We start from the raw sequence: 25150 nt of genomic DNA, 5'->3' as shown, positions 1-25150 counted from the left end.
AGGCCATAGTGTCGGCCTCCGTGGCGGTGATCCCGAGACCCTGGAGGGGTGGGTCGAAGCTCGCCGGCCGTCGATAGATACGTACGTGAGCGGGGTCGGTTCGTTGACCGCTTGGCCTTCGCGGCACCGGGTACGGAGACGGTTGCTCCTCCTGCTGGCGGCGCGAACGCCAATGAGGGCACTTCGGCCCAGTGTGGTCGCGGGTCAGTGGCCGCCGGAAGACGCCGCGACGACCGGTGATATGGCTGGTACCTACGAACCGGACTGCGCGCCGCTGTGCGGGCACCACGTGAGGAGAGGCTGTGGGGCTGGAGGATCTCGGATTCACGGCGGACGAGTCCGCCGTCTACCTGGGGTTGATCGGGCTGCCCTCAGCCCGGGGGGGTGGAGATCGCCGAGGCGGCCGGAGTGCCGCGGAGGCGGGCTGAGGAGGCGCTCCGTGCGCTGGTGGAGCGGGGGCTCGCGACGCTCGCCGACGACGGTCGGTACGCCGCCGCGCCTCCGTCCATGGCGCTCGGTGGCGAACTCGCCGCCCGCAGGGAGCGGCTGCGGCATGCGGAGCTGGCGGTGGCCCGGCTCGCGGAGACCTACCGGACGGCGGCGGGGGAGCGGGGGCGGGGCGATCTCGTGGAGATCGTCGAGGGTACGGAGGCGATCGCCACGCGCTACCGTCAGCTTCAGCTGTCCGCCCGCCGCTCGCTCGACATCCTCTCCGCAGGGCAGCCGGAGGCGGTCACCCCGGAGGACAGCGAGGAGGTGACGGTGCTCGCCCGTGACGTGCGCGTGCGGGCCGTCATCGACCAGGGCTTCCTGACCGAGCCGGGCGCTGCGGAGCACGTCGTGCGGTCCCTGGCCGACGGCGTCGAGGTCCGTACCGTCGACGAGGTGCCGTGCAAGATGATCCTCTGCGACGACGAGGTGGCGATGCTGCCGCTGCACGGCCGGGGCGCGGCCGTCGATCCCGCGATGGTGCTGCGAGGCGGACCGGCCCTGCTGGCCCGGGACCTGTTCGCGCAGGTGTGGGAGCGGGCCCGGCCCTACCAGCGGCCGCACGACGGCATCGACCCCGTCGACGCCCACATCCTGCGGTTGCTGCTTGCCGGACTCACGGACACGGCGATCGCGGGACAGCTGAAGCTGTCCGTGCGTACCGTGCAGCGTCGGCTCCAGGCCCTGACGCAGCGGGCCGGGGCGACGACGCGGTTCCAGCTCGGCTGGTACGCCCGGCAGTACGACTGGGTGTGAGCGAGCCGCGGGGCCGGGAGTGCGGTGAGCAGGCCCGGTCGTACCCGGCCCGCCCACCGCCGTGAGGCTCACCGCAGCCCGATGGCCCGGATCACCTCCTGCTCGACGCCGAGGCCGCCCGGCGCCTGGGCGGTGACGCGCAGGGACAGTGCCCGCCCGTCACGAGGCGGGTGCAGGACCGTCGTCCAGCGGCCGGCGCCGGCTGCCGTCAGCTCAGGCTGCTGCCAGGTGGCTCCGTCGTCGTAGGAGACCTGGAGCGTGGCGGTGCGCGCGGTGTGGCCGGCGGGGGCCGTGGCCGCCCGCAGTGTGAGGGTTAGGGGCCGTCCGGCCGGGGCGCGGCCCTGGAGGTCGGTTTCGACGTCGTAGTCGACGTTCAGCAGCGGCACGTCGGTCCGGGTGGTGCTGCCGGGCGCGGGGCGCTCGAAGTCGAACGCCCAGGTCGTGCGGGTCCGGGTGGACGTCTGCCAGACCGGGCTGGTGCGCTGCCCGGTCGCTGTCAGCCGGTACGAGCCGGTCGGCAGGCTGAACGCCCGCCCGGACTGGGCGTTGAACGCGGCGACCTGCGCGCCGTCGCCGGCGCGGTAAAGGACGGTCCGGGTGCCCGTGCCGCCGAAGCCCGCGTGACCGCTGTTCCCGCCCGACCACATCGGGACGTTCCACTGGAGGGTGCCGCTCACGGTGGAGTACGCGGCGTGGGAGTCGTCGAGCCGTGGCGCCTGGACCGGCTTGAACCACGCCCCCTCGTACCGTCGGCCCGCGGCATAGGCCACCTCCTCGTTCTGCTCGCGGTAGCCCGCGGCGTCACCGGTGCCCGCGTGCTGCTCATACCAGCGTCCGAGGCCGGACGGCGCCGGCGTGACGTACTCGGTGACGGTGCGTCCGTACCCCTCGCGCTCCCCGCCGCCCACGGCCGGGCCCCACGTCGGGACGAAGAACCGCGAGCCCTGGCCGAGGGTTCCCGGCGCCGCGAAGTACGCGGCGTCCACGCGGGCGAGGTCGCCGTTTCCGGGCCGGTAGGCCGACGGATTGTCCGGGACGTGGCCGCCGTAGCTCCTCAGCAGGTCGTAGGTGTAGTCCGGGAACTGCTTCTGTCGCACGTGCAGGGTGCCCTTGCCGGACTTCGCCTCGGTGACGAGTCGTGCGCCGACCCCCGCCGTGACCGAGGCGACCGTCACCTCATCCGTGGAGTCGTACCGCTCGTAGAGGCGACCGGGCGCGTCGTTGCCGCTGATCAGCATGGCCGCACCGGCATCGGTCGCGGCCCGGACCCGCTCGGTCAGGGTGACCTCGTCGCTGCGGTCCACGACGACGGCCTTGCCGCGCGCGTCGACGCCCGCGTAGTCGGCCGCGGTGCCCTTCCCGGCGTAGACCGTCCGCAGGGTGCTCTCGCCGTCGTGGAACACCGTGCCGGCCTGCGCCGTGAGGTCGATGTGGTGTCCGGTCCCGGTCGCCGCGTCGAGGGCCTTCTCGCGCATCCGCCAGTGGACCAGGACGTCCAGCGACCCCTCCTCCACCTCGTCGGTGGGGGCCAGGTACACGGAGTCGTACGCGGCCGGCAGTAGGACGGCGCTGTTCCAATTGCGGCCCGAGGTCACCGGCCCGTCGGTGTGGGCACGGGAGAAGTCGACGACCGTCTGGGTCGTCTCGCTCTCCCGCTCGGGGACCGCGTACGCCCGGTGCGCGCTGCTCGCGTCGAGGACGGCCGTCACCTTCGGATGGTCGGCGTCGAGCTCCCCGTTCGGCGCGAGCAGCAGTGCCTTGCCGAGCGAGTCGGGGCTGTCGCCGGGCACGTCCATGAACGACCAGGCCGTGTAGTCGCCCGGCGGCAGCCGCAGCGTCGTGCGTCCCGTGACGTTCACGTACATCGGGGTGTCCGAGCCGGGCGTGTTGACCACGACGGTGTCCGTGGCCGGCTCCCCGTCCGGGCCGGTGACCTCGATCGTGTAGTCGTACATCTCCCGTTCCTTGAACAGGGCGAAGCCGGTGTGCGCCACGACCCGGCCGGAGCCGGGGGCGGTGGCGATCACGCGGCCGGACAGCGTGGTGCCCGCGAGGACCTGGGACGGGTCGAGGGTGAGCGTGGCTCCGGCGGTGCCGCCCGCCGGGACCGTCACCGACTGCTGCGCCAGGGTCGCGGCCCGGCCGGTGGTGTCCACGGCCAGGGCGAGGGTCACGTCCTCGGTGCCTGTGTTCCGGTAGGTGACGGTGCGGGTCGTCGGCCTGGCGTCGGCGTTCGGCCACTTGTGGACGGCGGCGGCCACCGAGCCGGTCGCCTCCACCGTCGTGCCGACCGCGGCGAGTACGTCCACGCGGCCGGTGCCCGCCTCGTACGGGGTGAGGCCCGGCGCGGCGTGCGAGGTGGACATGAGGGCGTTCTTGACCCGTGCGCCGTCCCAGTCGGGGTGGAGCTGCTTGACGAGCGCGGCGGCGCCCGACACCAGGGGCGTCGCCATGGACGTGCCGCTCATCGTCCGATACATGCCGCCGGTCCAGCCCGGCACCTGCTGCGAGGCGGCGGCCAGGATGTCCACGCCGGGCGCTGCGACGTCGGGCTTCAGGGCGTACGAGCCGGTCAGCGGGCCCTGGCTGGAGAACGCGGCGCGCCGGTCGTCGCGGTCGACGGCGGCCACGGTCAGGGCCGACCTCGCGGCCCCCGGGGCGCCGACGGTCCCCGGCGCGTAGCTGTTGCCGGCGGCCACCACGAACAGCGGGCCGCCGTCCGCCGAGAGCGCGTCGAGGGCCAGGGACATAGGGTCCTCGCCGTCGGAGCCGGTGGAGGAGCCCAGGCTCATCGAGACGATGTCGGCGCCCTGGGCCTTCGCCCACTCCATGCCGGCGATGGTGGCGGAGTCGGCACCGTACCCGCTGTCACCGAGGACCTTGCCGACCAGGAGACGGGCACCGGGCGCGGCCCCCTTCTCCTTGCCGCCCGAGGCGGCGCCGGATCCCGCGACGGTGGAGGCGACATGAGTGCCGTGACCGTTGCCGTCGTCGACGCCCTCGCCCGCGACGAAGCTCCGCGCCTCGACTACCTGACCCCGCAGATCGGGATGGTCGAGATCGGCGCCGGTGTCCAGGACCGCCACCTTCACACCGGTCCCGTCGTACCCCTTCGCCCAGACACCGGGCGCCGCAATCTGCGCCGTGGACTCGGCGAGCGCCGCCTCGACCCTCCCGTCGAGCCATACCTTGCCGATGCCAGCGGCGAGCCGGCGCGGGGCACTGTCGGAAGCGCCGGCGGGGGCGATGGCGTCCCAGAACGAGCGGGCCCGCCGCTTGTCCGCGTGCAGCGCCGTCGCCCGGATCGAGGCCAGGGTACGGACGGCCGTCGCGCCCGCGGGTGGGGCGGGCGGACGAGCGGAACGGGCGCCGGGCACCGCCGTGGTGATGACCGGTACGGTGCCGGAGCGCGCGTCGTCGTATCCCATCGCAGCCAGTTCCGTGACCTCAAACAGCCGGGGGTCCAGCTTCCCGGCCGCCAGCAGCGGCATCGCCTCCTCGGGCACCACGTAGGTGTCGTCCCCGTACGTCTGCACCTGCACGGCGCCCGAGGAGCCCTCCGCACGCTCCACGGTGACGACGTCCCGTCCGCCGGTCCGGTCGGTGAGGTGGACCAAGTCACCCGTGATGAGGGTGATGTCGTAGGACGTCGCCGCAGTCGCTCCGACCGCCCCCCGGTCGGCCGGGGAGGCGCCCGACACGGCGGGGACCCCCGCCCAGCCGGCCAGCGCCATGGTGAGCGCGACGGCGGCCGACAGGGGTCGGCCTCTGGATATGGATCTCATGCGAATGGTCTATCTGGAACATCCTCCTCCGCCCACTGTTTCCCCTGGCGAACATCGGACATGGCGGAGATCCGACGTGGAGACCGCACCCCGCACCGCCCCCGGGGCCCTGCGCGGAGGAGCGGCGTGTCAGGCCGTCAGCCAGCCCCTGCGCAGCGCCTGCACTCCCGCCTGGAAGCGCGTCTGCGCGTCCAGAAGCAGCAGCAGTGCCTTGATGCGGCGCCGGACCGTGTGCACGTGCACGTTCAGTTGGCGGGCGATGGCCTCGTCCTTGAACCCCGACGCCAGGAGCGTCAGGATCTCCCGGTCCTGAACGGTGACGTGCTCCCGAGTGTCCTGCCCGATCGGCATCGCCCGCTCCCACACCGTCTCGAACAGCGGCGCCAGCACGTTGCGGAGCACGGCGTCCTTCACGGCGAGGGCCGTTGCCGTGGGGTCGCTGGTGTCCGTGGGCGGCAGCAGGCTGTCCCGCCCGTCGACCGCAATCAGTTTCGTCGGCAGGTCCGCCGCCACCCGTATCTCGACGCCCTGTTCCGTGAGCTCATTGAGCCCGTGTGCGCGTCCCGGCAGGTCGAGTCCCTCCCGGTCCACCACGACCCTCACGCGGACGCCACGTGCCACGAGGTTGGCGACGGCGAGTGGCGCGGGCATCCCTCCGTCGGGGCTCGACGCGTACGGCGGCCGGTCCAGCAGGGTCAGCTCGACGGACGCGGCGGCGATCAGCGCGTCGGCCCGCTCGGTGATCGCCTCGCGACCGCGTACGACCTCGATCCCCGCGGACGCCTCTTCGGGCACGCCGACGGGCAGCCGGGAGGCCAGGCGGTCCACGGAGGCGCTGAACAACTCCAGGCGGGCCGACCGGCTGAGGAGTTCGGCCTGGCGGAGATGGATGAGGTTGCGCAGCGCCAGGCTCGGGGAGACGGGGATCGGCATCGCACCGTGGTCGTCCACGAGACGGACGAAGCCCTGGTCGGTGAGCGTGCCGAGTGCTGCCGTGACCCGCTCCACGGACAGGCCAGAGGCGTCAGCGAGGGCGGTGTGCACGGAGGGGCGAAGCGAGGCGGAGCGCGGGTGGTTGGAGGTGCGGGGCGCGGCGAGGAGGGCTTCGTAGAGCCGAAGTTCATCGGGCCCGAGCCCCAGTTCTTCCCAGTCGGGGTTCCTGTCAGGCCAGTTCATGGTGAGGGATCCTCGCCCGAACGCCCCGCTCCACACAAGTGAGGGTGTCCAGTATTCGGCAGGACCGGTCCGTTGTCCGGACGATCTTCATGCCCTTCGATGTGACCACGCCTTCGGGCTCCGTGACATCGAAGAAGGGAACGCTTTGCGTACCTCACCCGTTCCGGCGGCCCGTGGCCGTCGCCGCTCAGGAGCACGAGCCGGTTCCGGCATCACCGCCCTCCTGGCCGCCGCCCTGCTCCTGCCCACCGTTCAGGCCCACGCGGAGCCGGCACCGACCCCCGGCGACGGGGCGCCCGTCACCGCCGGGCCGGCTACCGCCACACCGGCCCTCGTCACGGGACTCGACGAGACCGTGGCCGCCGACGTGACCGCGGTCGACGCCGCCCGCGACCACCTCGCAGCCAAGCGAGACCGCTACCACATCGCGGAACCGCAGAAGGACCTGACGCCCCTCGCCACGGAGCGCACGGGCAGCCGGGAGACCGTACGCCTCCAGCAGCGGTACAAGGGCATCCCGGTCCTCGGGGGCGAGTACGTCGTCCGTATGGAGAAGAAGGCCGGCAAGCGGGCCGTCACGGGCACCTCCGGCCGCTACTTCACCCGGCTCGACCTGGCGACCGTCGACCCCGCGGTCTCCGAGACGACCGCGATCGACCGCGCCGTGGCCGCCGTCGCCGGACAGCTCGGCACCGGCCGGCTGACCCGCCCGGCGCAGGACGGTGAGCGGGCCGCTCCGCTCACCGGTGCCGTCCAGGGCCTGACCGTGCTCCCGCAGGGCAAGGGGATACTTACCCGGCACATCACCGTCACCGGCGTCAACCCGGCCGACGGCACCCCGGTCAAGCAGGAGGTGTACGTCGACGCGCGCTCGGGCTTCCCGGTCCTGCAGTACAGCTCGATCAGGACCTTCGGTGCGACGGGCACGGCGACCGGCACCGCCACCGCGGGCGAGGCGGGCACCGCCGACGAGTCCGCCACGACGGCCTCGCAGCTCGTCGTCAAGGGCACCGGCACCCGCTACAACGGGCAGAAGGCCGAGGTGAACCTGTACCAGGGCGCCGACGGCGCCTACCAGATGATCGACTACAGCAAGCGGGCCGCCGCCACCCCCTTCAACGGCGTCCTCCTCGCCACCTACGACGCCCGCGGCCGCGAGGCGTACACCGCCTCCGGCGCCTGGCCCAGCGGCATCCAGACCTTCCGCTCCGCCACGCCCGAGCTGGGCGAGGACTTCACCGACTCCGGTGCCGTCGACGCACATTGGGGAGCCGGAAAGGTCTACGACTACTACCACTCGAAGTTCGGCAGGGACGGTCTCGACGGCAAGGCCGGCTTCGTCTACTCCCTCGTCGGCGTGGTCAACAACGGACAGCCTTTCAACAACGCCTTCTGGGACGGCCAGAAGATGGTGTACGGCCAGGGCGGCGGCGACTACCGCACCTTCTCCGCCGACACCGACGTCGTCGGCCACGAGATGACCCACGGCGTCATCCAGCACACCGCGAACCTCGTGTACGTCGGCCAGTCCGGCGCCGTGAACGAGGCGCTCGCCGACTACTTCGGCAACGCAATCGACGTCGAGGCCAACGGCCTCGACATGGCCGACCCGGACACATCCCTCCTCGGCGAGGACCTGTGCACCACCATGGCGCCGCGCGACTGCGCACTGCGGGACCTCGACGACGGCGCCACCACCCAGGACGACTTCGTCGGCGTCACGTACCGCGGCGACAACGGCGGCGTCCACCTCAACTCCACCATCTTCTCCGGCGCGCTCTGGGACATCCGGCAGAACCTGGACGACGACCTCGCCGACCAGATCGTCTACCGGGCCCTGTCGGCGTACATGACCCCGCTCGACGGCTTCACCGACGGCCGCGCCGCGCTCCTCGCGGCCGCGCAGGAGCTGGGCGCGACGAAGGCTCAGCTGGCGACCGTCGCCCGGGCGTTCGACGACCACGGCATCGTCGAAGGCTGGGAGAAGGACCTCGGCGTCGACACCGAGACGCTGATGACCGGCGTCAACATCGCCGGTACCGGCGTCGGCGCCGGAAACGGCATGTACGCCGTCTCCCGCTCCAATGCCTCCGGCGAGGAGCCCTACTCGGTGTGGATCGGCCGCACCGACGGCAGGGGCGCCCCTCAGCAGGTCAGCGAGAACACCGGCAACTACCACGTGTACGCCGACACCGACGGCGAGACCGTCGTCTGGGCCGAGTACGGTCCCCAGTCCATCGCGATCAAAGCCCGCGCCGTCTCCGGCGGTCTGGTCAGGACCATCGGCGGCGCCGGCGTCAGGATCACCTCTCTCATGGTCGAGGGCGATCTCGTCGTCTACACCGGCTTCGACCCGCGGCTGGGCCTGGACCACGTCGCGTACATCGACCTGAAGACGGGCGCGAAGGGTCTCGTCGACCAGGGACGCGGCGACCGGGCCACCGCCCTGCCCTCCGTCCGCGACGGAAAGATCGCCTACGCCAAGCTGTGGATGCAGCCCGACGGCTACCGCCTGGGAGCGGAAGTGTTCGACGTGGCGACCGGCACCACCACCCTGCTGCCCGGCGACCCCGCCAAGGACATGGCCATCGGCCAGACCGCCCTCACAGACGACGGCGTCTTCTGGCTGCGGGACACCGACATTGAGGACGGCGGCAAGGCATCCGTGGAGCGGGCCGCCATCGATGGCTCGACCCCCGTCACCGTCCTGCCCGAGGCCATCGAGGCCCCGGTCTACAGCTACTCCCTGACCGCCTCCGACGACGCCGTCACCATCCTCTCGCTGCCCCCGGCCACGTCCTGGGCCAACGCCACCCTGCCCAAGCTGTACCAGGTCGCCCCCGACGGCAAGGGCGGGGCGAACCGTGTCTCCTGCAACCGCGGCGACCAGGTCTACCCGTCCGCAGACACCGGCAAGCGGGTGCTCTGGCTGGACGGCACCACCGGCTCTACCGACCTGGTGATGCGCGACCGCCCGGCCGGGAAGTGCTGACCGGAGCGTTCTCGCGGAGACGGCAACGGTAGCCGTGCCCGACGAGGAGGCGGACCCCAGGGAGACTCCCAGGGGTCCGCCTCTTGCTGTCCACGAGTGGCCATGGCCGAGGTGCACCACCCCAGACGTTGCGGTGCGGCCGTCGCATCGGGCCGGCCTGGAGATGTCGCGGAGCGTCGAACGAAGGGACTCTCCTTCTCCCTGACGGGTGGGTCCGCCACTCACAGGTCCCGGTCGGCCCGGCAGTTCACGTACGAGGCCCTGGTGACGACGGAAGGCGAGGACGTCGAGATCGACGTGTGCTCGCAGCTCGCGGCCGATCGCGAGTTCCATCGCGTGATCACCGGCGATCCACGATGGGAGGTCCGCCGTGGCGAGGACTGTGTCCATCCTCGGGCTGATCCAGGACCCAGCGTCCCTACGTGCTTGCACCGGAGTACTTCAACTCGACCTCGCTGTGGTGCGATTGACTCGTCCTCCGGTTCGAAAGTGCAGGCGATCACCCGGACCAAGCTCAGCGAAATCCTCCGGACATTGGGGACGGCGGGGAACGTGATCCCGCCGCTGCGCCCGCCCCGGCCCCGAGGCGCGGCCGGGGCGGCGAGCCGGAGGGTGCTGTTGCCGTGCGAGGCAGGACGCGATTCGCGATGTCGGGGGCAACGGCAGCAGGCCGCGGGTGATGCTGGTGGGACGCCCGGCGCGGTCACCCCGCGATGGTGATGGTGATCGGCCCCGACACACTGGTGACGCCTTCCTGGGTGGCGCACTGGAGAAGGTCGGGCGCGGTGTAAGCCACCACTTCCTGGAGGGCCTTTCCGGCGAAGCGACCGGAGGTGATGGTGCCGGTGCTGGTGACGACGAGCTGCCCGCCCGTGGTGAGCACCGTGTACGTGCCTTCGTAGTGGCTGGTCGTGCTGTCGTTCCAGGTGAGGTCGAACGCGTCAGGGCCGGTGGGCGGGGTGTAGAGGCAGCTCGCCGTGGTCGAGAACGGCCCGAATCGGTGGTGGCCGGAGGTGACCGGACCGCCCGTGCAGCTGGTGAGGTCGGAGGTGTTGACGACCACGGTCTCCCGGGTGGTGAGGGTGATGCCGGGGTCGTACGTCTGCAGCCCGGTGCCGACGCACGTCATCAGCGTCGGGTCGGCGTGGGCGGCGGGCGCGGCCAGCACATCGGTGGCGGACAGCAGCAGGAAAGCGGTCGCGACGCGGAGGGTATGGAGGTGACGCTTCATGGGGGAGCCCCTTCACGAGCGGAGGGTGGGACGGGCGGGGACGCTGACCACCTGCTGCGCGTCCCGGTACCGTCGGTGGTGGCGGCTGCCACCCTGGAGCCATCCGGGTCCGTTGATCGTCGGTCATCCTTCCCGGTCGAAACTGGTGCTTAACTCGGGAAAGGAATGTTCTGTCGGCGCGTCAGCCATTCGGATGCGCGAAGCCGTCGATTCGGCAAGGGAGAGCACGGCGGCGAGGCCCGGCTCATGCTGACCACCGGCGGCCCGGCGGCCACCGAGGTCTGGCGCTGGACGCTGGAGCCCGGCGAAGAGTATCCGAGCCACCCGCAGCTCGCGCCCGAACACCGCCGCGGGCACGGAGCTCTGGGCGGCGGCACGGCCTGAGATCCCCCATGACTTCAACTCTGGTTCAGGTTCAGCGTGACGTTTCGCGCAGCACCCGTGGCGGCCCTGGATGGGCTGGACCACTGGCAACCAGGGAGAGTGCGACTTCGATGAACACTGACTCAGAACGAACCAATGCCCGGCCGGCCGAATGAAGGACAATGCGACGGCCCGCGCGGTTCTGGAATCGTCGGGCGATGCGCTTTCCGGCCGTTCCGTGCTCAACGATACTGCGCACTCTGGGCCCTGACCCACTCGGCCACGGCCCTGGCCTCTGCGGATGTCCCATCCGTGAGGTGGCCCCGCTGATGACGCCGATCCCCGGGACCACCTCCAAGTCAGACGTCGGTGACGGCGGCGCCCGGGGCACCCGCTCCACGGTCCGAGACTGCGGGAGACGACGCCGTCCGACGTGCCGCCTGACCTCGGCCCCGGACGGCTTGTTCCCACCCAGTAGACGTTGCGACGGGCCCGTGCGCATGTCTGACCGACGAGCCGTCATGCGGCGGGGGAGCGCCTTTCCTCGGGCGCTGCAGCCGCGCCCGCGCACACGACCGTGACACTGTCAGGAGTACACCGCCGGAGTGGGCGTACCGGGTGAAGAGCGCCCTGTACGCGCGGGCGTACATCCGCTGCCACCCGAGCGGCAGTAGGAGCGGACGTTCCCGAGTGACATCCGGCTGACGTCCAGGGCCCCCGCGTCGGCCTGAGCACGCGGACGATGATCGGGACGCCTTTGGGGCGACCCGATGCCGGAATCTTGCTTCCGTGGGCCCCCGGCGAGTCCTCCGCAGCGTGCCTGAGGCCTTCGCCAAGCTTCCCCGTGCCGCAGCCGTCGAGGGCAGCGTAGCCACCCGGGCCAAACCGAAAGGCCTGGCCGAACTCGATAGCCCGGCTCCCGGCTGCTTGTTGCGGGCGCTGTCCCGTGCCTTCCCCACCGCGCTTCAGGGCGCCCCCTTACCCCAGTCCGGCCGGGAGCCGCTCCATCATCGCCGTGAGGTTCGAGCCCGCCGGCAGGGTGCCGAAGGCCAGTCCCCGGTCGCCGGCCAGCCTTGAGGCACAGAAGGCGTCCGCCACCGGGGCCGGGGCGTGCCGTACGAGCAGGGAGCCCTGAAGGACGAGTGCGAGGCGTTCCACCAGCCACCGGGCGCGGAGTTCGGCATCTTCCGGCCGTGCCAGTTCGCGAAGCACCTCCCGCCATGCGGCGTCGAGCCGGGGGTCGGCGCCGGTCGCCGACTCCACCTCGGCGCGGAAAGCGTCCAGGGATCCCGGTTCGCGGAGCAGGGCGCGCAGGACGTCGAGGGCGTTGACGTTGCCGGACCCCTCCCAGATGCCGTTGAGCGGTGCCTCCCGGTAGAGCCGGGGCATGCCGGATGCCTCGTCGTAGCCGTTGCCCCCCAGGCATTCCAGGGCCTCGGCGACGGCCGCCGGCTGGCGCTTGCACACCCAGTACTTGCCGACCGCCGTGGCCAGGCGGAGCAACGCCCGCTCGCCGGTGTCGCCGCGATGGGCGCGGTCGGCCGCGCCCGCGACCCGCAGAGCGAGGGTGGTGGCGGCCTCCGACTCCAGCGCGAGGTCGGCGAGGACGTTCCGCATCAGCGGCTGGTCGATGAGCTTGGCGCCGAAAACCGAGCGGTGGCGGGCGTGGTGGGCGGCCTGGGCGAGGGCGGCACGCGTGCCGGAGGCGGAGCCGAGGATGCAGTCCAGGCGGGTCATGGTGACCATGTCGATGATGGTCCGTACGCCCTTGCCCTCGTCGCCGACCAGCCAGGCCACGGTGTCGTCGAACTCGGGCTCGCTGCTGGCGTTGGAACGGTTGCCGAGCTTGTCCTTCAGCCGCTGGATACGGAAGGTGTTGCGGCTGCCGTCGGGCAGCACCCGCGGCACCAGGAAGCAGGACAAGCCGCCGGGCGCCTGTGCGAGGACGAGGAAGACGTCGTTCATCGGCGCGCTGGTGAACCACTTGTGGCCGCGCAACCGCCAGCTGTCGTCGGCGGTCCGTACGGCCGTCGTCGTGTTGGTGCGGACGTCGGTGCCGCCCTGCTTCTCCGTCATGCCCATGCCCGCGAGCAGTCCCCGCTTGCCCGCCGGCGTCCGCAGGCCCGGGTCGTACACGCGGGAGGTCAGCAGCGGCTCGTACTCCTTGGCGAGGTCGGGGGAGTTGCGCAGCGCCGGCACCGCGGCGTACGTCATCGACACCGGGCAGCCGTGTCCCGCCTCGGCGGAGCTCCACACCATGAAGCCGGCCGCGCGTGCCACATGGGCGCCGGGGCGCTCGTCGGTCCAGGGCGCGCCGGCCAGACCCTCGCTGATCGCGACGTCCATCAGGGAGTGGTACGAGGGGTGGAAGTCGACCTCGTCGATGCGGTGGCCGTAGCGGTCGTGGGTGCGCAGCTCGGGCTCGTGGCGGTTGGCCTCCTCGGCCCAGCGCTGGACCTCCTCGCTGCCGGTGAGGCGGCCGATCCGGTGCAGGTCGGCGACGTACCACTCGGCGCCCTCCCGGCGTACGCCCTCCAGCAGGACCGGGTCGTCGGCGACATCGTGGCCCACCAGTGGGGGAGCCTGGTTGGTCACCTCGTGGGTGCGTGCGGTGGGGTTGCTGACCGGCCCGGTGCCGGAGGTGTTGGTCATGGTCGTGTCCTTCGCTGTCGTCGAGAACGAGTGGCGGAGTCGTCGGGGGAGCGCAATGCGGTCGTGATCCATGCAAGCTGGGCTGGCCGATCGGGTCGGCCTGCCAGCCCGCTGGCACCTGCCCTGCACCGAGGTAGCGCAGGGCCATTGCGGTGAGCTCGGCGATCAGCTCTTCGGTGGAGTCTCTGTCGGCCATGCCGAGCGGGTCCACCAGCACTTCGCCGATGGCGCCGGTGATGGCGACGGCGGTCTCGGCGGGCGCCGCGAGCAAGGCGTAGGCCAAACCCCGGCGTTCGAGGGACCGCTGAGCGAACACCTCGACGCGCCGCGTGAGTCGCTCCACGGGACCACCGGGGCTGCGCAGTACATCTCCCAGCCCCTCGATCTCACGGCCGGAGGCGTGCCGGAAGACCTCGACGGCCAGTGCCGCCTTGGACGGGAAGTGCTGAGTGGTGGGCCCTCTTGGCTGACCAGCCGCGGCCCTGCCCATGCCCTCCGACGGTCTTGTGTCGGCTGGAAGGCACGGGCAGGGCATGTGAGGGGCGTCGACCGCGGTCAAGGGCGGGTGTCTGCGACCTCTCGCTTGAGGATCTTGCCGGTGGCGCCCTTGGGAAGGGCATCGACCACCCAGACGATCCGGGGGTACTTGTAGGGGGCGACCTGACCGCGCACGAACTCCCGCAGCTCTTCCGGAGTGGCCGAGGCGCCGGGACGGAGTGCGACCGCGGCGGCGACTTCCTCGCCGAGCACGTCGTCGGGCAGCCCGATCACGGCCGCCTCGGCGACGTCGGGGTGTTCGTAGAGGACTTCCTCGATCTCGCGGGGGTAGACGTTGTAACCGCCGCGGATGACGAGGTCCTTCTTGCGGTCGACGATGTAGTAGTAGCCCTCCTCGTCGACGCGCGCGAGGTCGCCGGTGTGCAGCCAGCCGTCCTTCACGGTCTCAGCGGTCGCCTCGGGGCGGCCCCAATAGCCCTTCATGACGTTGTGTCCGCGGACGCACAGCTCGCCCACGCCGTCGACCACATCGGCCAGGCTCATCTCGATGCCCTCGATCGGCGTGCCGATCGACCCGGCCTTGCGAGGGCGGTCCGGGTGGTTGAAGGAAGCGACGGGCGAGGTCTCGGACATGCCGAAGCCCTCCAGGACCTGGCATTCGAAAGTCTTCTCGAAGTTGTTCAGGACCTCGACGGGCAGCGAGGCGCCGCCGGAGACGCACAGCCGCAGACTGGAGGTGTCGAAGGCGTCGGGCCGCTGGGCATGGGCACCCAGCATGGCCGCGTACATCGTCGGTACGCCGGCGAACATGGTGACCCGACGCTGCTCGACGGCCCGCAGGGCGAGCGCCGGCTCGAAGCGGGGCAGGAGGGTGAAGCGGGCGCCGGCACTGATGGCCGTGTTCATGGCGACGGCCTGGCCGAAGGCGTGGAACAACGGCAGGCAGTCCAGCACCACGTCCCGTGCGGTCAGGTCGAACAGTGAGCGGGCGGCGATCTCGGAGTTGCGGACGAGATTGGTGTGGGTGAGTTCGGCGCCCTTGGGCGGGCCGGTGGTGCCGGAGGTGTAGAGGATGACGGCGGTGTCCCCGTCGCCGCCCACCACGGTCGCGGCGGGCTCGTTGACGTCGGCGAGCAGCTCGGAGAGCGAGCCGGCCGCCACTGGGATGATCGAGACGTCCGTGCCGGCGGCGCTCTTTCCCTCGACCGCTTCACCGGTGACCGCGTCGTGCGCGAGCAGCAGCACGGCGCCGGAGTCCTTGAGGTAGTGGGCGATCTCGCGGGCCCGCAGCAGAGGGTTCATCGGGACGACGATGGCGCCGGCGCGCAGCGCGCCGTAGTAGAGGACCGGGAACTCCAGCAGGTTGGGCAGCATCCTCATGGATACCTCCTGGTGAGGCTAGCAGGCACGCTGCTGGATAGGGTCTTTGCAGGTCAGGGTGTGTGAGGTGAGTTGTTGATCTTGGCGGTTCATGGCCCGGAGGGGCGGTCCTGAGCGGTACTGATGCTGAGTCGATGCTGACTTTCCTGACGATAAATCAGCTAAGGGTCGGGTGGACGCGTTTTGCATGTGCGCAGCATGGCGAAATCATCGACGCCCGATCGCGCACGGACACGGGTATGGACGTGGCAGGGGGTGTCGGCGACCTGCGGCCGGAGGAGGGGGGGGTGGGGATGTACGGCTTCCGGCACTACTTCGCCTCGAACGCCCTCGGCAACGGGATCCCGATCACGGACGTGGCGGAGTGGATGGGGCACAAGTCGATCGAGGAGACATACCGCACCTACCGGCACCTGATGCCGGGCAGCATCACCAAGGCCGCCCGGATCCTCGACGTCGGCCTCTGGGAAGCAGCCTGATTTCCGGCGTTGAGGGAACAGCAGGTTCTTCGACTACTGGTGGTACGAGCGAGGCAGCTGGCCGGCAAGAATGACGGTCCAGTGCGTCGATTACAGGGTGCTGGACCGCAGACGGTCCGGATCTCGGTGAGGGACCGTAGCGCTGAAGGAGCGGTGTTGGCGCGTGAGGCCGGGGTGCGGGCGCGGATGGTCGGGAGTGTCCCGGAGCGCAGACGGAGTCGCTTGGCATCCTCCAGCGTGATCCCAACCTGCGGTCACGGCATGCATGCTCGAACCGCAGGCCACGGATGAGCCGGCAGGCACTCAAGTGCGGAGAGGCCGGTTCCCGCAGCCTCCTCCGGCGTCGGCGGTGCGCAACCCGCGCATGCCCGATCGCGCACGCTGCAGTGGCCGGCTCTGGCGGTCCGGGCCGCCGGGACGTTGACGACGCGAGTGGCCGGACGGGGAGAGAGATCGCGGGCGTCAGCGCAGGGTGTGGATGAAACCGATCTTGTCGATCTCGTCGCCCGAGCGGCCGTGGAAGCCGGTGATCTGCCGGCCGGGAGGGGCGGTGTGGGTGACGCAGTCGGAGGTCGGCGTGCCGCCGGCGAGGACGTGGCCGAAGTTCGTGCCGAACCTCGCGTGGAAGATCCGGGTGCGGCCGTCCTTCTGGGCCCGGCACACGTGCGCGGTCGTGACGTACTCCCCGCTGCCGAGCGTGAGGGAGGCCGTGGTGCCTCCGGTGCCGCCGTGGGTGAGCGTCGTGCCGTTGTCCAGGGTGACGGCCAGCCGGTCGATCCGGGAGCCGGCGCCCAAGGCGATGGTGGTGGCACGCGCGCCGGCGGGAACGCTGTCGAGGTCGTTGAAGGGGACGCCGTGCGGCCCGCCGAACTGCTCGCTCAGCTGGAAGGCCGGGTTGGGCGACCAGGAGAAGCCGACCGCGACGGGGTCGTGGTCGGAGAGCATCCGGGAGGTGTCGGTGAGGAACGCGGCGTGTTCGTTCCTGTAGGAGGTGGCGTTCAGGGAGACGAGTCTGCTGCCGCGGTAGAGGACTTTGTCCACGAGCTCGCAGGTGTCGGGCACGGTCGGTAGAGACTGGTCGCAGAGCAGGGGGTCGCTGCCTTGGGAGGGCGGGACGCCGCCGCGGATCAGTTCGACCCAGGCGTCGGTGAGCCTGTTGGCGGCGGCGAAGGCGGCGATGGTGTCGCCGGTGCGTGTGTAGCGGGTGTTGGTGTCGCCCATCACGACGACGGCGTTGCCCGCCGAGTGGGTCGTGATGAAGGCGGTGAGCTGGTTCAGGTTGTCGGCGCGTGACTTCAGATCTCCTGCGCTCGTGCCCGCGTTGGTGTGGAGGTTGTAGAAGTCGACGTACACGCCCTCGGCGAGGCGTTGCCGTGTGAGGGTGAAGCCCTTGGGGGTCAGGCAGTCGCCGGAGTCGTACTGGCAGGAGTTCCAGCGCACCCGTGCGACGTCGTCGGCTTCGTAGGCAGACTTCGCCAGTGTGTTGAGACCGCTCCCGATGCCGGCCCCGCCGCTGGTGGGCGTGCGGTACGGGTGGGCGGTGTCGGCGGCGTAGAGGCGGGCGTGGTAGTTGAAGTCCTCTTGGACGTGGACGATGTCGTACGGCGTGATCCGTCGGCCGATCTCGGTCGTCGCGGGCTCGCGGGGCGTCGGCGCGCTGGAGACGCTCTCGGGCAGCCCGGCGATGTTGTAGGTCAGCACGCTGAAGGTGCCCGATCCGGTGGGGTGGGCGGCCGTGGCGGGTGGCGCCGTCGCGGTGGGTCCGACGAGGGCGGCCGCCAGGGCCGCCAGTCCGGCGAGGAGTCGGCGCATGGACATCTCCTGGTGAGCGGGGCCTGCGGTGGCGGGGCGTCGGCCGGGCCCGACGGAGGTGCACGTCCGGGCCCGGCCGGTCGGGTCAGGCGCAGGTGCCGGCGTTGAGCGTGAAGTCCGTGGGGGACGGTGTCGAGCCGGTATGGGTTCCCTGGACTCCGAAGCTCACGGTCGCCCCCGGGGCGATGGTCCGGTTCCAGTCCGCGTGGCGGGCGTTGACGGCGGTGCCGCTCTGGGTGACGGTGGCGTTCCACGAGCTCGTGACGCGCTGGCCGGCCGGGTAGGTCCAGGCCAGCTGCCATCCGTCCACAGCCGCCGGGCCGGTGTTCTTGACGGTGACGGTCGCGGTGAAGCCGGTGCTCCAGACGTTGCTCACCGCGTACGTCACCGTGCAGGAGGCGGTGGGCGGTTCGCCGCCGGCGGAGGTCCGCTCGGCGGCGTAGGCGGCGAGCCAGGCAAGCGGCGCGTTCCAGTTGACCGCCACCTCGTTGGTCGAGTACGAGTCGATGTGGTCGACGTAGCAGGCGGCGGGGGCGCAGCCGCGCAGCCTCTCCTCGGCCACCGGGTCCTGGAGCGCGCTGTTGGGCCCGCCCGCGAGCGAACCGGCGGGCGGGCGGGGGAGAGACGCGTCCAGTTGGTGCGCCCAGAAGCGGTGGTGCTGGTTCTGCGAAGACGTCTCGCCGTGCCCCGTGACGTAGGACAGGCCCAGGGCGTTGCGCCCCAGCAGGTAGTCCATGGTCTCCAGGGCGCCGGCGCGGTAGCGCGCGTCGCCCGTCAGCTCCCCGGCGACGGCCATGACGACGGCGTCGTTGGCGACCTCACCGTTCGATCCCCAGAAGTAGCCGTCCGCGGGGACGGGTACGGCGTACCCCTGGGCGGCCATCCTGGACAGGTAGCCGTCGGCCGCGGCGGTCACCGAGGCGCGGATCCGGGCCGTGTCGGCGGCGGGCAGCCCGTTCGGGACGGTGGCCAGGACGAGCCGGCCGAGGGCGGCGGTGTCCGCCCAGCCGAAGCCGTACGGGCTGAAGGCGTCGGCGGAGGTGTGCCAGGACGAGGAGGTGAGCGCGTCCCGGTAGGCGCTCTCGCCGGTCGCCGCGTACAGCTCGGCCGCGGCCCAGTAGAACTCGTCGGTGACCCGCGTGTCCCCGTAGGCTCCGCCGCCGGTGCTGTCGGAATCCGGTGCGTACATCGCCGGGTTGGTCTGCGCGGCGCTCCACGCCCGGCGGGCGGCCGACAGGCAGCGGTCGGCGTAGGCGGAGTCGTACGGCCGGAAGACCCGGGCGCACTGGGCGGCGGCTGCCGCGAGGTTGAGGGTGGCCGCCGTGGACGGGCGGTGCAGTTCGCGTGGTTGGGAGTCCTGTTCGGGGCGCGTCGGCATGCCGGTCCAGGCGGCGTCATGGATCTTGTGGAACGCCATGCCCGCGTGCGGCTTGCCGTCGGGCACCTGCATCCGCATCAGGAAGTCGAGCTCCCACCGCGCCTCGTCGAGGACGTCGGGTATGCCGTTGCCGCGCTCCGGGACGCGCAGGGTGGAGTCGCCCAGCGCCGCCTCCTTGCCCGCTCGCTCGGCCCGCTCGAAGGAGTTGACGACCAGCCAGGTGGAGATGCCGCCGTTCACCACGTACTTGCCGTGGTCACCGGCGTCGTACCAGCCGCCCCGCACATCCTGGGTGTAGTCGCACACGCCGGCCTGGCAGGGGACGGAGACGTCGCCCGTGTTGGGTGCGACGCCTAGGTGCCCGGCCGGGCGCGCGTAGGCGGAACCGACGAGGGAGGCGTCGATCGCGATGCCGCTGCGCTGGTGGTGGAAGAACGCCATCGAGTCGGAGCGCAACGTGTCGTAGAGGTCCACGCGGATATCGAAGGGAGCGCTGCTGGTGCCGTCCACGGTCAGGACGTATCCGGTGCCCGCCGCCCGGTGCGAGGAGAAGTCCGCCACCTGGACGGACTGTCCGGAGGGGGCGTCCGCGCCGCGCGGGACGGTCGAACCGGAGGCGACCACCGCCCCGGACGCGTTCCGCAGCTGCCAGCCGAGCGCCTGCGCCGCCGTGGTGACGACGGTGGCGCGCTTCGGCCCGTCGGGCAGGTATCCGACCTGGTTGACGCGTACGGCCGTGGTCGCCGCCGTGGCGGCTGGGACGTCCGCGGCGGCCGGGGTGGTCGCGAGACCACCCAGGAGCAGGGCGCCCGTCAGCAGGGCGGTGGAGAGACGTAACGAGCGAGACGGCGGCATGTGCGACTCCGTGTGTGTCGTCGGGAGATCGGCGGGGTGAGGCGGTCTGCGTGGGCAGGTCATCTGCCGGGCAGGCGGAGGTGGTCGCCTCCGGCCGGCCAGGGAACCACTGGAGGGCCGCGCCTGTGCGAAGCGGGCACGCGAGTCGTTCCCTCTTTGTCTCCCTGGTCATGGGAGCGCTCCCAGGCAATGGAATGTCGAACACCGGTTGAGGGGGCGGAGATCTGAGCGCACATTAGTGAGGCCCGCCCACACCGTCAACGGGATCGACGCGGTGGCGCGAAGTCGACCATCCGGCCGGTCCGCGGGACGCGACGCTCGTGCGGGTAGCGTGCGGCGCAACGGTGCAGGCGGCCGACCGCCGCGACGGAAAGAACCGATTCCGAACCCCCAGCTCGCGGAGATCCTGTCCGCGACCCTGCTCGTCCTCGTGCTGGCCTGTGCGGTCATCCGCCCCTTCGGGTGGCCGGAGGCGGTCGTGGCCGTCCCGGCCGCCGTCCTGGCGATCGTCACCGGGGCCATCTCCCTCGACGACGCCCTGGCCGGGGCGGAACGACTCGGGCCGGTGATCGGCTTCCTGGCGGCCGTACTGGTGCTGGCCCAGCTCTGCGACGACGAGGGGCTGTTCCAGGCCTGCGGGGCATGGATGGCGCGTACGGCGGCGGGCCGGCCGCGTCGGCTGCTCGTCCAGGTGTTCCTGGCCGCGTCGGCGATCACCGCCGTGCTCGGTCTGGACGCCACGGTCGTGCTCCTGACCCCGGTGGTGTTCGCCACCGCGGCCCGTATCGGCGCCCGTCCGAAGCCACGTGTGTACGCCTGCACCCACCTGTCGAACACGACCTCCCTGCTGCTGCCCGTCTCCAACCTCACCAACCTCCTGGCCTTCGTGGCCGGCGGGCTCGGCTTCACCCGGTTCGCCGCCCTGATGGCCCTGCCGTGGGCAGCCGCGATCGCTGTCGAGTACCTGGTCTTCCGGCGCTTCTTCGCCACCGACCTGGACGCGGGAGCCCTGGCCCCCGCCGACGTCCCGGGCGCCGCACACGGCGCCTTCGCCGGACTCCTCGGCCGCGGCCACCCCGCGTGGCACCGCCCGGCCGAAGGCTGGGGGAAAGACCCCGGCACGCGCCTGGAACACCTCGCCGCCACCTCCGCGCGGCAGCTGCTCCAGGACGCCGCCGACCGCCTGGACCGCCCCTGCACGCGTACCGAACGCACCGGCCGCGTCGAGCGCGAGGCCGTCGCCGCGGCCGAGGGCGGCGACCTGCTGATCCTGGTCCGGGACGGCGACCGCACCCACCTCGGACCGCACAGCCTCGGCCCCGCCGCACGCTTCGTCGTCGACCACGTCCCCTGTCCGGCGCTGCTCGTGTGGCCCGAACCGCCGCCGGGGCTGCCCACCATGCCGCCCCCTCCTCCGCGTCACACCGTCTGACGGGCGACGAACCGCCGCCGGCCACCGCCGGGGGCCGGCCAGGCGACCGGCTCCCGCGCGGGCCCGGCCGCGGACGAGAGGCTTCCCGTGGCCGACGCGGACGGGGGACGAGCGGAACTCAGCGGTTGAAGGTCAGCCGGGGTGCCGCGTTGCGGGCCAGCGTGTGGGCCTGCTCGGGCCACCAGGTGCCGGCGGGCGGGTCGACGATGCCGTACTCGGGGTCGATGGTGCCGCCGGTGTTGCGGGTGCAGCTGCCGTCGGACTCGCCGGGGATCTTGACCCACAGGTAGGCGTCGACGAGCGGGACACCGGTGTCGGCGGTCGGGCGCGCGCCGAGGCCGCGGCCGGGCGCGTTGCACCAGATCTCCGGGTCGCCGGTGTACTTGCCGGGCTCCGGGGTCCAGGCGCCCAGACCGTTGCGGCTGGTGTCGATGACGAAGTGGTGCAGGGCGTCGTTCGGCGGGGTGCCCGCGTTCTGGTCGAACCATGCGTCGGTCCAGCGCCAGGTGGCCGGGTCGGCGGAGTCGACCGCGTTGCCCGGGGCGCCGTCGTTGGGCGCGGCGGGCGAGTAGTACTGGGTGGCGCACCAGTCGGTGTGGCCGCGGGCGTACTCGGGCCCTTCGGTGGCGTACCACATGCACTTGGCTATCCAGGTGCCGTATCGCGCGTTGTGGTCGGTGGGGTGGGTGTTGGACACGTTGAGGGCGAATCCGTCGCTTTTCTCGACGCCGGCGTCGAGCAGTCGCCGCGCCATCTCGCCGACGGGCCGCCACAGGACGTTGCCCGCGTCGAGGTAGACCGCGGTGCGGGCCTTGGCCTTGATGGTCCTGACGGCGTACGCGAGGTCGGCGACGCGGGTCGCCGTGAGTTCGCCGGTCGGGTCCACGCCGGGCCCGCAGTCGCTCGGGAGGAGGGCCAGGCCGTCGGGCTCGACCACGACGACGGCCTTGCCGTCACCGATGCCGGCGGCGAAGGCGTCGATCCACTGCCGGTAGGCGGCGGAGGACGCGGCGCCGCCGCTGGAGTACTGGGTGCAGTCCCGGCCCGGCACGTTGTAGGCGACCAGGACGGGAGTCCTGTTCACCGCCCGGGCCTTGCGGACCAGGGTTCTGACCTTGGCCCGGACCTCGTCGGGTGTTCCTTCGGTGAACCACTCGGCCTGCGGCCAGCTCGCGAGCCTGGCCATGTTCACTGCGTTCGCGAAGTCGCCGTTCCCGAGGTCGGTGAGCGCCTGCTTGGCGGCCTTGCTGTGCGGGTCCACGTAGAACCTCGTGGCCGGGGTGAGCGCGTCCGCGACGGGTGCGGCCTGCGCCTGCGCCTGCGTCGCGATGAGGGCGGCGCAGGCCGCGAGCGCCGCGAGGGCGGCGGTCGTACGGCGCCGGAGGCTGCGTGGATTCATGGGGGCTCCTGGTCGGAGGGATGGGGTTCGGAGGGATGGGGTGAGGAGGGCCGGTGGTGCCTGTGGCCCGGCCGCGGGGCGGCGGATACCGGGCCACAGGAGTCGGATGTCAGTAGCCGTAGATCATCTTGTAGGCGGCCTCCGGGAGGAACTGGCCGGCCGTGGAACCGGTTCCGACGCCGCAGTTGCCGTCGGACTCGCCCGGGGCCTTGATCCACAGCAGCATCTCGGCGCCGCCGCCCAGCCGGGTGGGCGTGCCGATGCGGCGGCCGGCCGCGTTGCACCACTCGCCGTTGGAGCCGTTGCCGTTGCGGCTGGTGTCGACGACGAACGGCTTGGTGTAGCCGTAGCGGGCGGCCAGTTCGCTGTTGACGGCGTTGCCGTAGGCGGTGTTCTGGGCGGTGGTGTAGTAGTTCGAGATGTTGAGGGAGAAGCCGTGCGCCTGTCGGAGTCCGGCTTCGTGGAGGCGCTGGGCCATCGTCGCCGCGCTCACCCAGCCGGGGTTGCCGGCGTCGAGGTAGACCCAGGTGTGGGGGGCCTGGCGGTTGAACTCGGCGAGGGCGCCGCTGATCATGCCCTGGCGTTCGCGGATCTGGGTCTGGTTCAGGCAGCCGTAGTCCGCGAGGGAGTCGGGTTCGAGGACGACGACGGCCGGGCGGTCGGCGATCCCGCCGGCGAACTGCGCGATCCAGGTCGCGTAGGCGGAGGCCGACGAGGCTCCGCCTCCGGAGTGCCCGCCGCACGAGTCGCGGAGGTAGATGTTGTACGCGACCAGGATGGGCAGTTTGTCGTGGTAGTCCGCCGCGCCGACGTACGCGCCCGTCGCGGTGCCGATCGTGCCGCTCCAGGCGCCGAACCAGCGGGCCATGGGGGTGTTGGCGAGGGAGGTGTTGATCGCGGGGGCCCGGCCGTCGCCGGGGTTGGCGGCGACCCACTTCCTCGCGCTGGAGTCCGGGTCCGCGTAGAACCCGCTGGTCATGGTGGTGGGATCCGCCGCGTGGGCGGACGGGGCGACGACGAGCGCCAACGGCAGTGCGGAGAGGGCTGCGACGAGGGCGCGGATTCTGCGGCGCATGGCGGTACCTCGATTTCCTGACGACGGACGCGTCGACCGCTCTCGTCCCGAGCGGTGCGACGCGGTGGGGAATTGCGGTGGTACGACGTTCCCCGTGCGGCGGCTCACGGAGGGGGCGCCCCGGCGGGGACACCAGCGCACTCCGGACGCACAAGAGCCGGTGGAAGCGCTCCCACTGGAAGCGTTCCCAGGCCATGATCTGTGGGCCGAGGTGTGGCCGTATCGTGTGATGCGCCTATTGGGACTGTCAAGTGCGCCTACTTAAACAGCACTTCACAGGATGAAGGGAAGGGTTTACAGTCCTGAAACTGGAAGCGCTTCCAGAGTTCCAGGTGTTCAGAAAGAGGGAGGAGGGCAGCTCATGGCGCAAGGTGCGCCGAACCGGCAGTCGACACTCGACGAGGTGGCCGAACTGGCCGGCGTCTCGCGATCGGTGGCCTCGCGTGTGCTCAACAACGCCCCACACGTCAGCCAAGCGAAACGCGAGGCCGTCGAACGGGCGGTCCATCAACTCGCATACGTGCCGAATCCGACCGCCAGGGCGCTGGCGACCCGTCAGACCGGTGCGGCTGCCCTGGTCGTGTCGGGAGAGGACCCGTCGATCTTCGCGGACCCGTTCTTCGCCCAGGTGATCGTGGGCGCCTCGGCCGCGCTGGAGGAAGCCGACCTGCACCTGATGCTGTGCCTGGCGGCCTCCGACCGGGGGCGCCGGCGCGTGGAGCAGCTTCTCCGGTCCAAGGGGGCCGACGGGGTGATGCTGATGGCGCTGCGCGAGGACGATCCGTTGGCCCGCATGGCGGAAGAGGCGGAGATTCCCGTGGTGTTCGGCGGGCGCCCGGTCGGTTTGGACCCGCGGTGGTACGTGGACGTCGACAACCTCGGAGGAGCGCGCGCGGCGACCGAATACCTGATCTCGCTCGGCCGGACCAGGGTCGCGACGATCTGCGGGCGGCTGGACACCGAGGTGGGGCGCGCCCGTTATCGCGGCTACCAGGACGCCATGCTGGCGGCCGGCCTCGAACCGTATCCGCCGGAAGTCGGTGACTTCACCGAGTCGAGCGGCGCGGCCGCCATGGCGGCGCTGTCGGCGCGGCACCCGGAGTTGGATGGAGTGTTCGCCGCCAGCGACAACATGGGGGTGGGGGCGTTGCGCACACTGCGTGATGCCGGCCGCCGCGTCCCCGTCGACGTCGCCGTGATCGGCTTCGACGACCTGGCCGTGGCCAGGATCTCCGATCCGCCGCTGACTACGGTGCACCAGCCCATAGAGGGTCTCGGTCATGAGATGGCGCGCATGCTCGTCGCGCTCATCAACGGGCAGGCCCCCACTCCACTGATCCTGCCCACGCGTCTGGTCACCCGCGCCAGCGCCTGACGAACCGCCTCCCGGCCGGCCTG

Annotated in this window: 13 protein-coding genes and 3 pseudogenes; 6 read left to right on the top strand and 10 right to left on the bottom strand. The window is 71.6% G+C overall.

Annotation, left to right across the window (positions count from 1 at the left end; translation table 11 throughout):
* Window positions 1–384 precede the first annotated feature (384 nt).
* Window positions 385–1245 carry a helix-turn-helix domain-containing protein gene (locus IE321_RS03570; protein WP_190221715.1) on the top strand — a complete coding sequence of 287 codons (861 nt, stop codon included), beginning with the start codon at window positions 385–387 and terminating at the stop codon, window positions 1243–1245.
* A 68-nt stretch (window positions 1246–1313) separates the two neighbouring features.
* Here the strand turns inward: IE321_RS03570 and IE321_RS03565 are convergent, their stop codons facing one another.
* Window positions 1314–5030, bottom strand: coding sequence for a S8 family peptidase (locus IE321_RS03565; protein WP_190221714.1), 3717 nt, complete (start codon window positions 5028–5030; stop codon window positions 1314–1316).
* Window positions 5031–5159: 129 nt separating this feature from the next.
* Window positions 5160–6206, bottom strand: coding sequence for a helix-turn-helix transcriptional regulator (locus tag IE321_RS03560; protein ID WP_190221713.1), 1047 nt, complete (start codon window positions 6204–6206; stop codon window positions 5160–5162).
* Window positions 6207–6351: 145 nt separating this feature from the next.
* On the opposite strand from IE321_RS03560, the gene IE321_RS03555 reads away from it, so the two are divergent.
* The gene (locus tag IE321_RS03555) at window positions 6352–9198 is read left to right on the top strand and encodes a M4 family metallopeptidase (protein WP_190221712.1); all 2847 of its coding nucleotides are present in this window, start codon (window positions 6352–6354) and stop codon (window positions 9196–9198) included.
* A gap of 703 nt (window positions 9199–9901) precedes the next feature.
* Here the strand turns inward: IE321_RS03555 and IE321_RS03550 are convergent.
* Window positions 9902–10429 carry a hypothetical protein gene (locus IE321_RS03550; RefSeq protein ID WP_190221711.1) on the bottom strand — a complete coding sequence of 176 codons (528 nt, stop codon included), beginning with the start codon at window positions 10427–10429 and terminating at the stop codon, window positions 9902–9904.
* Between the two features lie 219 nt (window positions 10430–10648).
* On the opposite strand from IE321_RS03550, the pseudogene IE321_RS03545 reads away from it, so the two are divergent.
* Window positions 10649–10765 (top strand): annotated as a pseudogene (locus IE321_RS03545) (XRE family transcriptional regulator); the annotation flags it as partial.
* A gap of 1005 nt (window positions 10766–11770) precedes the next feature.
* Here the strand turns inward: IE321_RS03545 and IE321_RS03540 are convergent.
* From IE321_RS03540 to IE321_RS03535, 3 genes and pseudogenes are all read right to left on the bottom strand, one after another.
* Window positions 11771–13444 carry an acyl-CoA dehydrogenase family protein gene (locus tag IE321_RS03540; protein WP_190221710.1) on the bottom strand — a complete coding sequence of 558 codons (1674 nt, stop codon included), beginning with the start codon at window positions 13442–13444 and terminating at the stop codon, window positions 11771–11773.
* 124 nt (window positions 13445–13568) lie between these two features.
* Window positions 13569–13922, bottom strand: a pseudogene (locus tag IE321_RS41770) (TetR/AcrR family transcriptional regulator); the annotation flags it as partial.
* Between the two features lie 77 nt (window positions 13923–13999).
* Window positions 14000–15322 carry a long-chain-fatty-acid--CoA ligase gene (locus IE321_RS03535; RefSeq protein ID WP_190221709.1) on the bottom strand — a complete coding sequence of 441 codons (1323 nt, stop codon included), beginning with the start codon at window positions 15320–15322 and terminating at the stop codon, window positions 14000–14002.
* Window positions 15323–15594: 272 nt separating this feature from the next.
* Between IE321_RS03535 and IE321_RS03530 the strand changes: the two are divergent.
* Window positions 15595–15801 (top strand): annotated as a pseudogene (locus tag IE321_RS03530) (tyrosine-type recombinase/integrase); the annotation flags it as partial.
* Window positions 15802–16263: 462 nt separating this feature from the next.
* Here the strand turns inward: IE321_RS03530 and IE321_RS03525 are convergent.
* Window positions 16264–17613, bottom strand: a complete 1350-nt coding sequence (locus IE321_RS03525; protein ID WP_190221708.1) for a jacalin-like lectin — start codon at window positions 17611–17613, stop codon at window positions 16264–16266.
* 85 nt (window positions 17614–17698) lie between these two features.
* Window positions 17699–19846, bottom strand: a complete 2148-nt coding sequence (locus tag IE321_RS03520) for a glycoside hydrolase family 9 protein (RefSeq protein WP_190221707.1) — start codon at window positions 19844–19846, stop codon at window positions 17699–17701.
* A gap of 379 nt (window positions 19847–20225) precedes the next feature.
* Between IE321_RS03520 and IE321_RS41765 the strand changes: the two genes are divergently transcribed.
* Window positions 20226–21278, top strand: coding sequence for an SLC13 family permease (locus tag IE321_RS41765; protein ID WP_226653057.1), 1053 nt, complete (start codon window positions 20226–20228; stop codon window positions 21276–21278).
* A 118-nt stretch (window positions 21279–21396) separates the two neighbouring features.
* Here IE321_RS41765 and IE321_RS03510 read toward each other — a convergent pair whose 3' ends face one another.
* A complete protein-coding gene (locus IE321_RS03510; RefSeq protein ID WP_190221706.1) occupies window positions 21397–22677 on the bottom strand; it encodes a glycoside hydrolase family 6 protein in 1281 nt (426 codons plus the stop codon).
* A 109-nt stretch (window positions 22678–22786) separates the two neighbouring features.
* On the bottom strand, window positions 22787–23752 hold the full coding sequence (locus IE321_RS03505; RefSeq protein ID WP_190221705.1) for a glycoside hydrolase family 6 protein: 966 nt from the start codon (window positions 23750–23752) through the stop codon (window positions 22787–22789).
* Window positions 23753–24113: 361 nt separating this feature from the next.
* On the opposite strand from IE321_RS03505, the gene IE321_RS03500 reads away from it, so the two are divergent.
* Complete coding sequence (locus IE321_RS03500; RefSeq protein WP_190221704.1) at window positions 24114–25127, top strand: LacI family DNA-binding transcriptional regulator; 1014 nt, start codon at window positions 24114–24116, stop codon at window positions 25125–25127.
* Window positions 25128–25150 lie beyond the last annotated feature (23 nt).

This window comes from Streptomyces hydrogenans (genome assembly GCF_014656075.1).
Classification (GTDB): domain Bacteria; phylum Actinomycetota; class Actinomycetes; order Streptomycetales; family Streptomycetaceae; genus Streptomyces; species Streptomyces hydrogenans.
Note: the sequence above shows the minus strand (reverse complement) of the source record. Positions and strands in the feature narration are given on the sequence as shown.

Excerpts from the sequence above, each read along its gene's own strand:
- IE321_RS03500 (WP_190221704.1), top strand. The coding sequence starts at position 24,114 with ATGGCGCAAGGTGCGCCGAACCGGCAGTCGACACTCGACGAGGTGGCC.
- IE321_RS03535 (WP_190221709.1), bottom strand. The coding sequence starts at position 15,322 with ATGAGGATGCTGCCCAACCTGCTGGAGTTCCCGGTCCTCTACTACGGC.
- IE321_RS03510 (WP_190221706.1), bottom strand. The coding sequence starts at position 22,677 with ATGAATCCACGCAGCCTCCGGCGCCGTACGACCGCCGCCCTCGCGGCG.
- IE321_RS03520 (WP_190221707.1), bottom strand. The coding sequence starts at position 19,846 with ATGCCGCCGTCTCGCTCGTTACGTCTCTCCACCGCCCTGCTGACGGGC.
- IE321_RS03525 (WP_190221708.1), bottom strand. The coding sequence starts at position 17,613 with ATGCGCCGACTCCTCGCCGGACTGGCGGCCCTGGCGGCCGCCCTCGTC.
- IE321_RS03550 (WP_190221711.1), bottom strand. The coding sequence starts at position 10,429 with ATGAAGCGTCACCTCCATACCCTCCGCGTCGCGACCGCTTTCCTGCTG.
- IE321_RS03540 (WP_190221710.1), bottom strand. The coding sequence starts at position 13,444 with ATGACCAACACCTCCGGCACCGGGCCGGTCAGCAACCCCACCGCACGC.
- IE321_RS03560 (WP_190221713.1), bottom strand. The coding sequence starts at position 6,206 with ATGAACTGGCCTGACAGGAACCCCGACTGGGAAGAACTGGGGCTCGGG.
- IE321_RS03505 (WP_190221705.1), bottom strand. The coding sequence starts at position 23,752 with ATGCGCCGCAGAATCCGCGCCCTCGTCGCAGCCCTCTCCGCACTGCCG.
- IE321_RS03565 (WP_190221714.1), bottom strand. The coding sequence starts at position 5,030 with ATGAGATCCATATCCAGAGGCCGACCCCTGTCGGCCGCCGTCGCGCTC.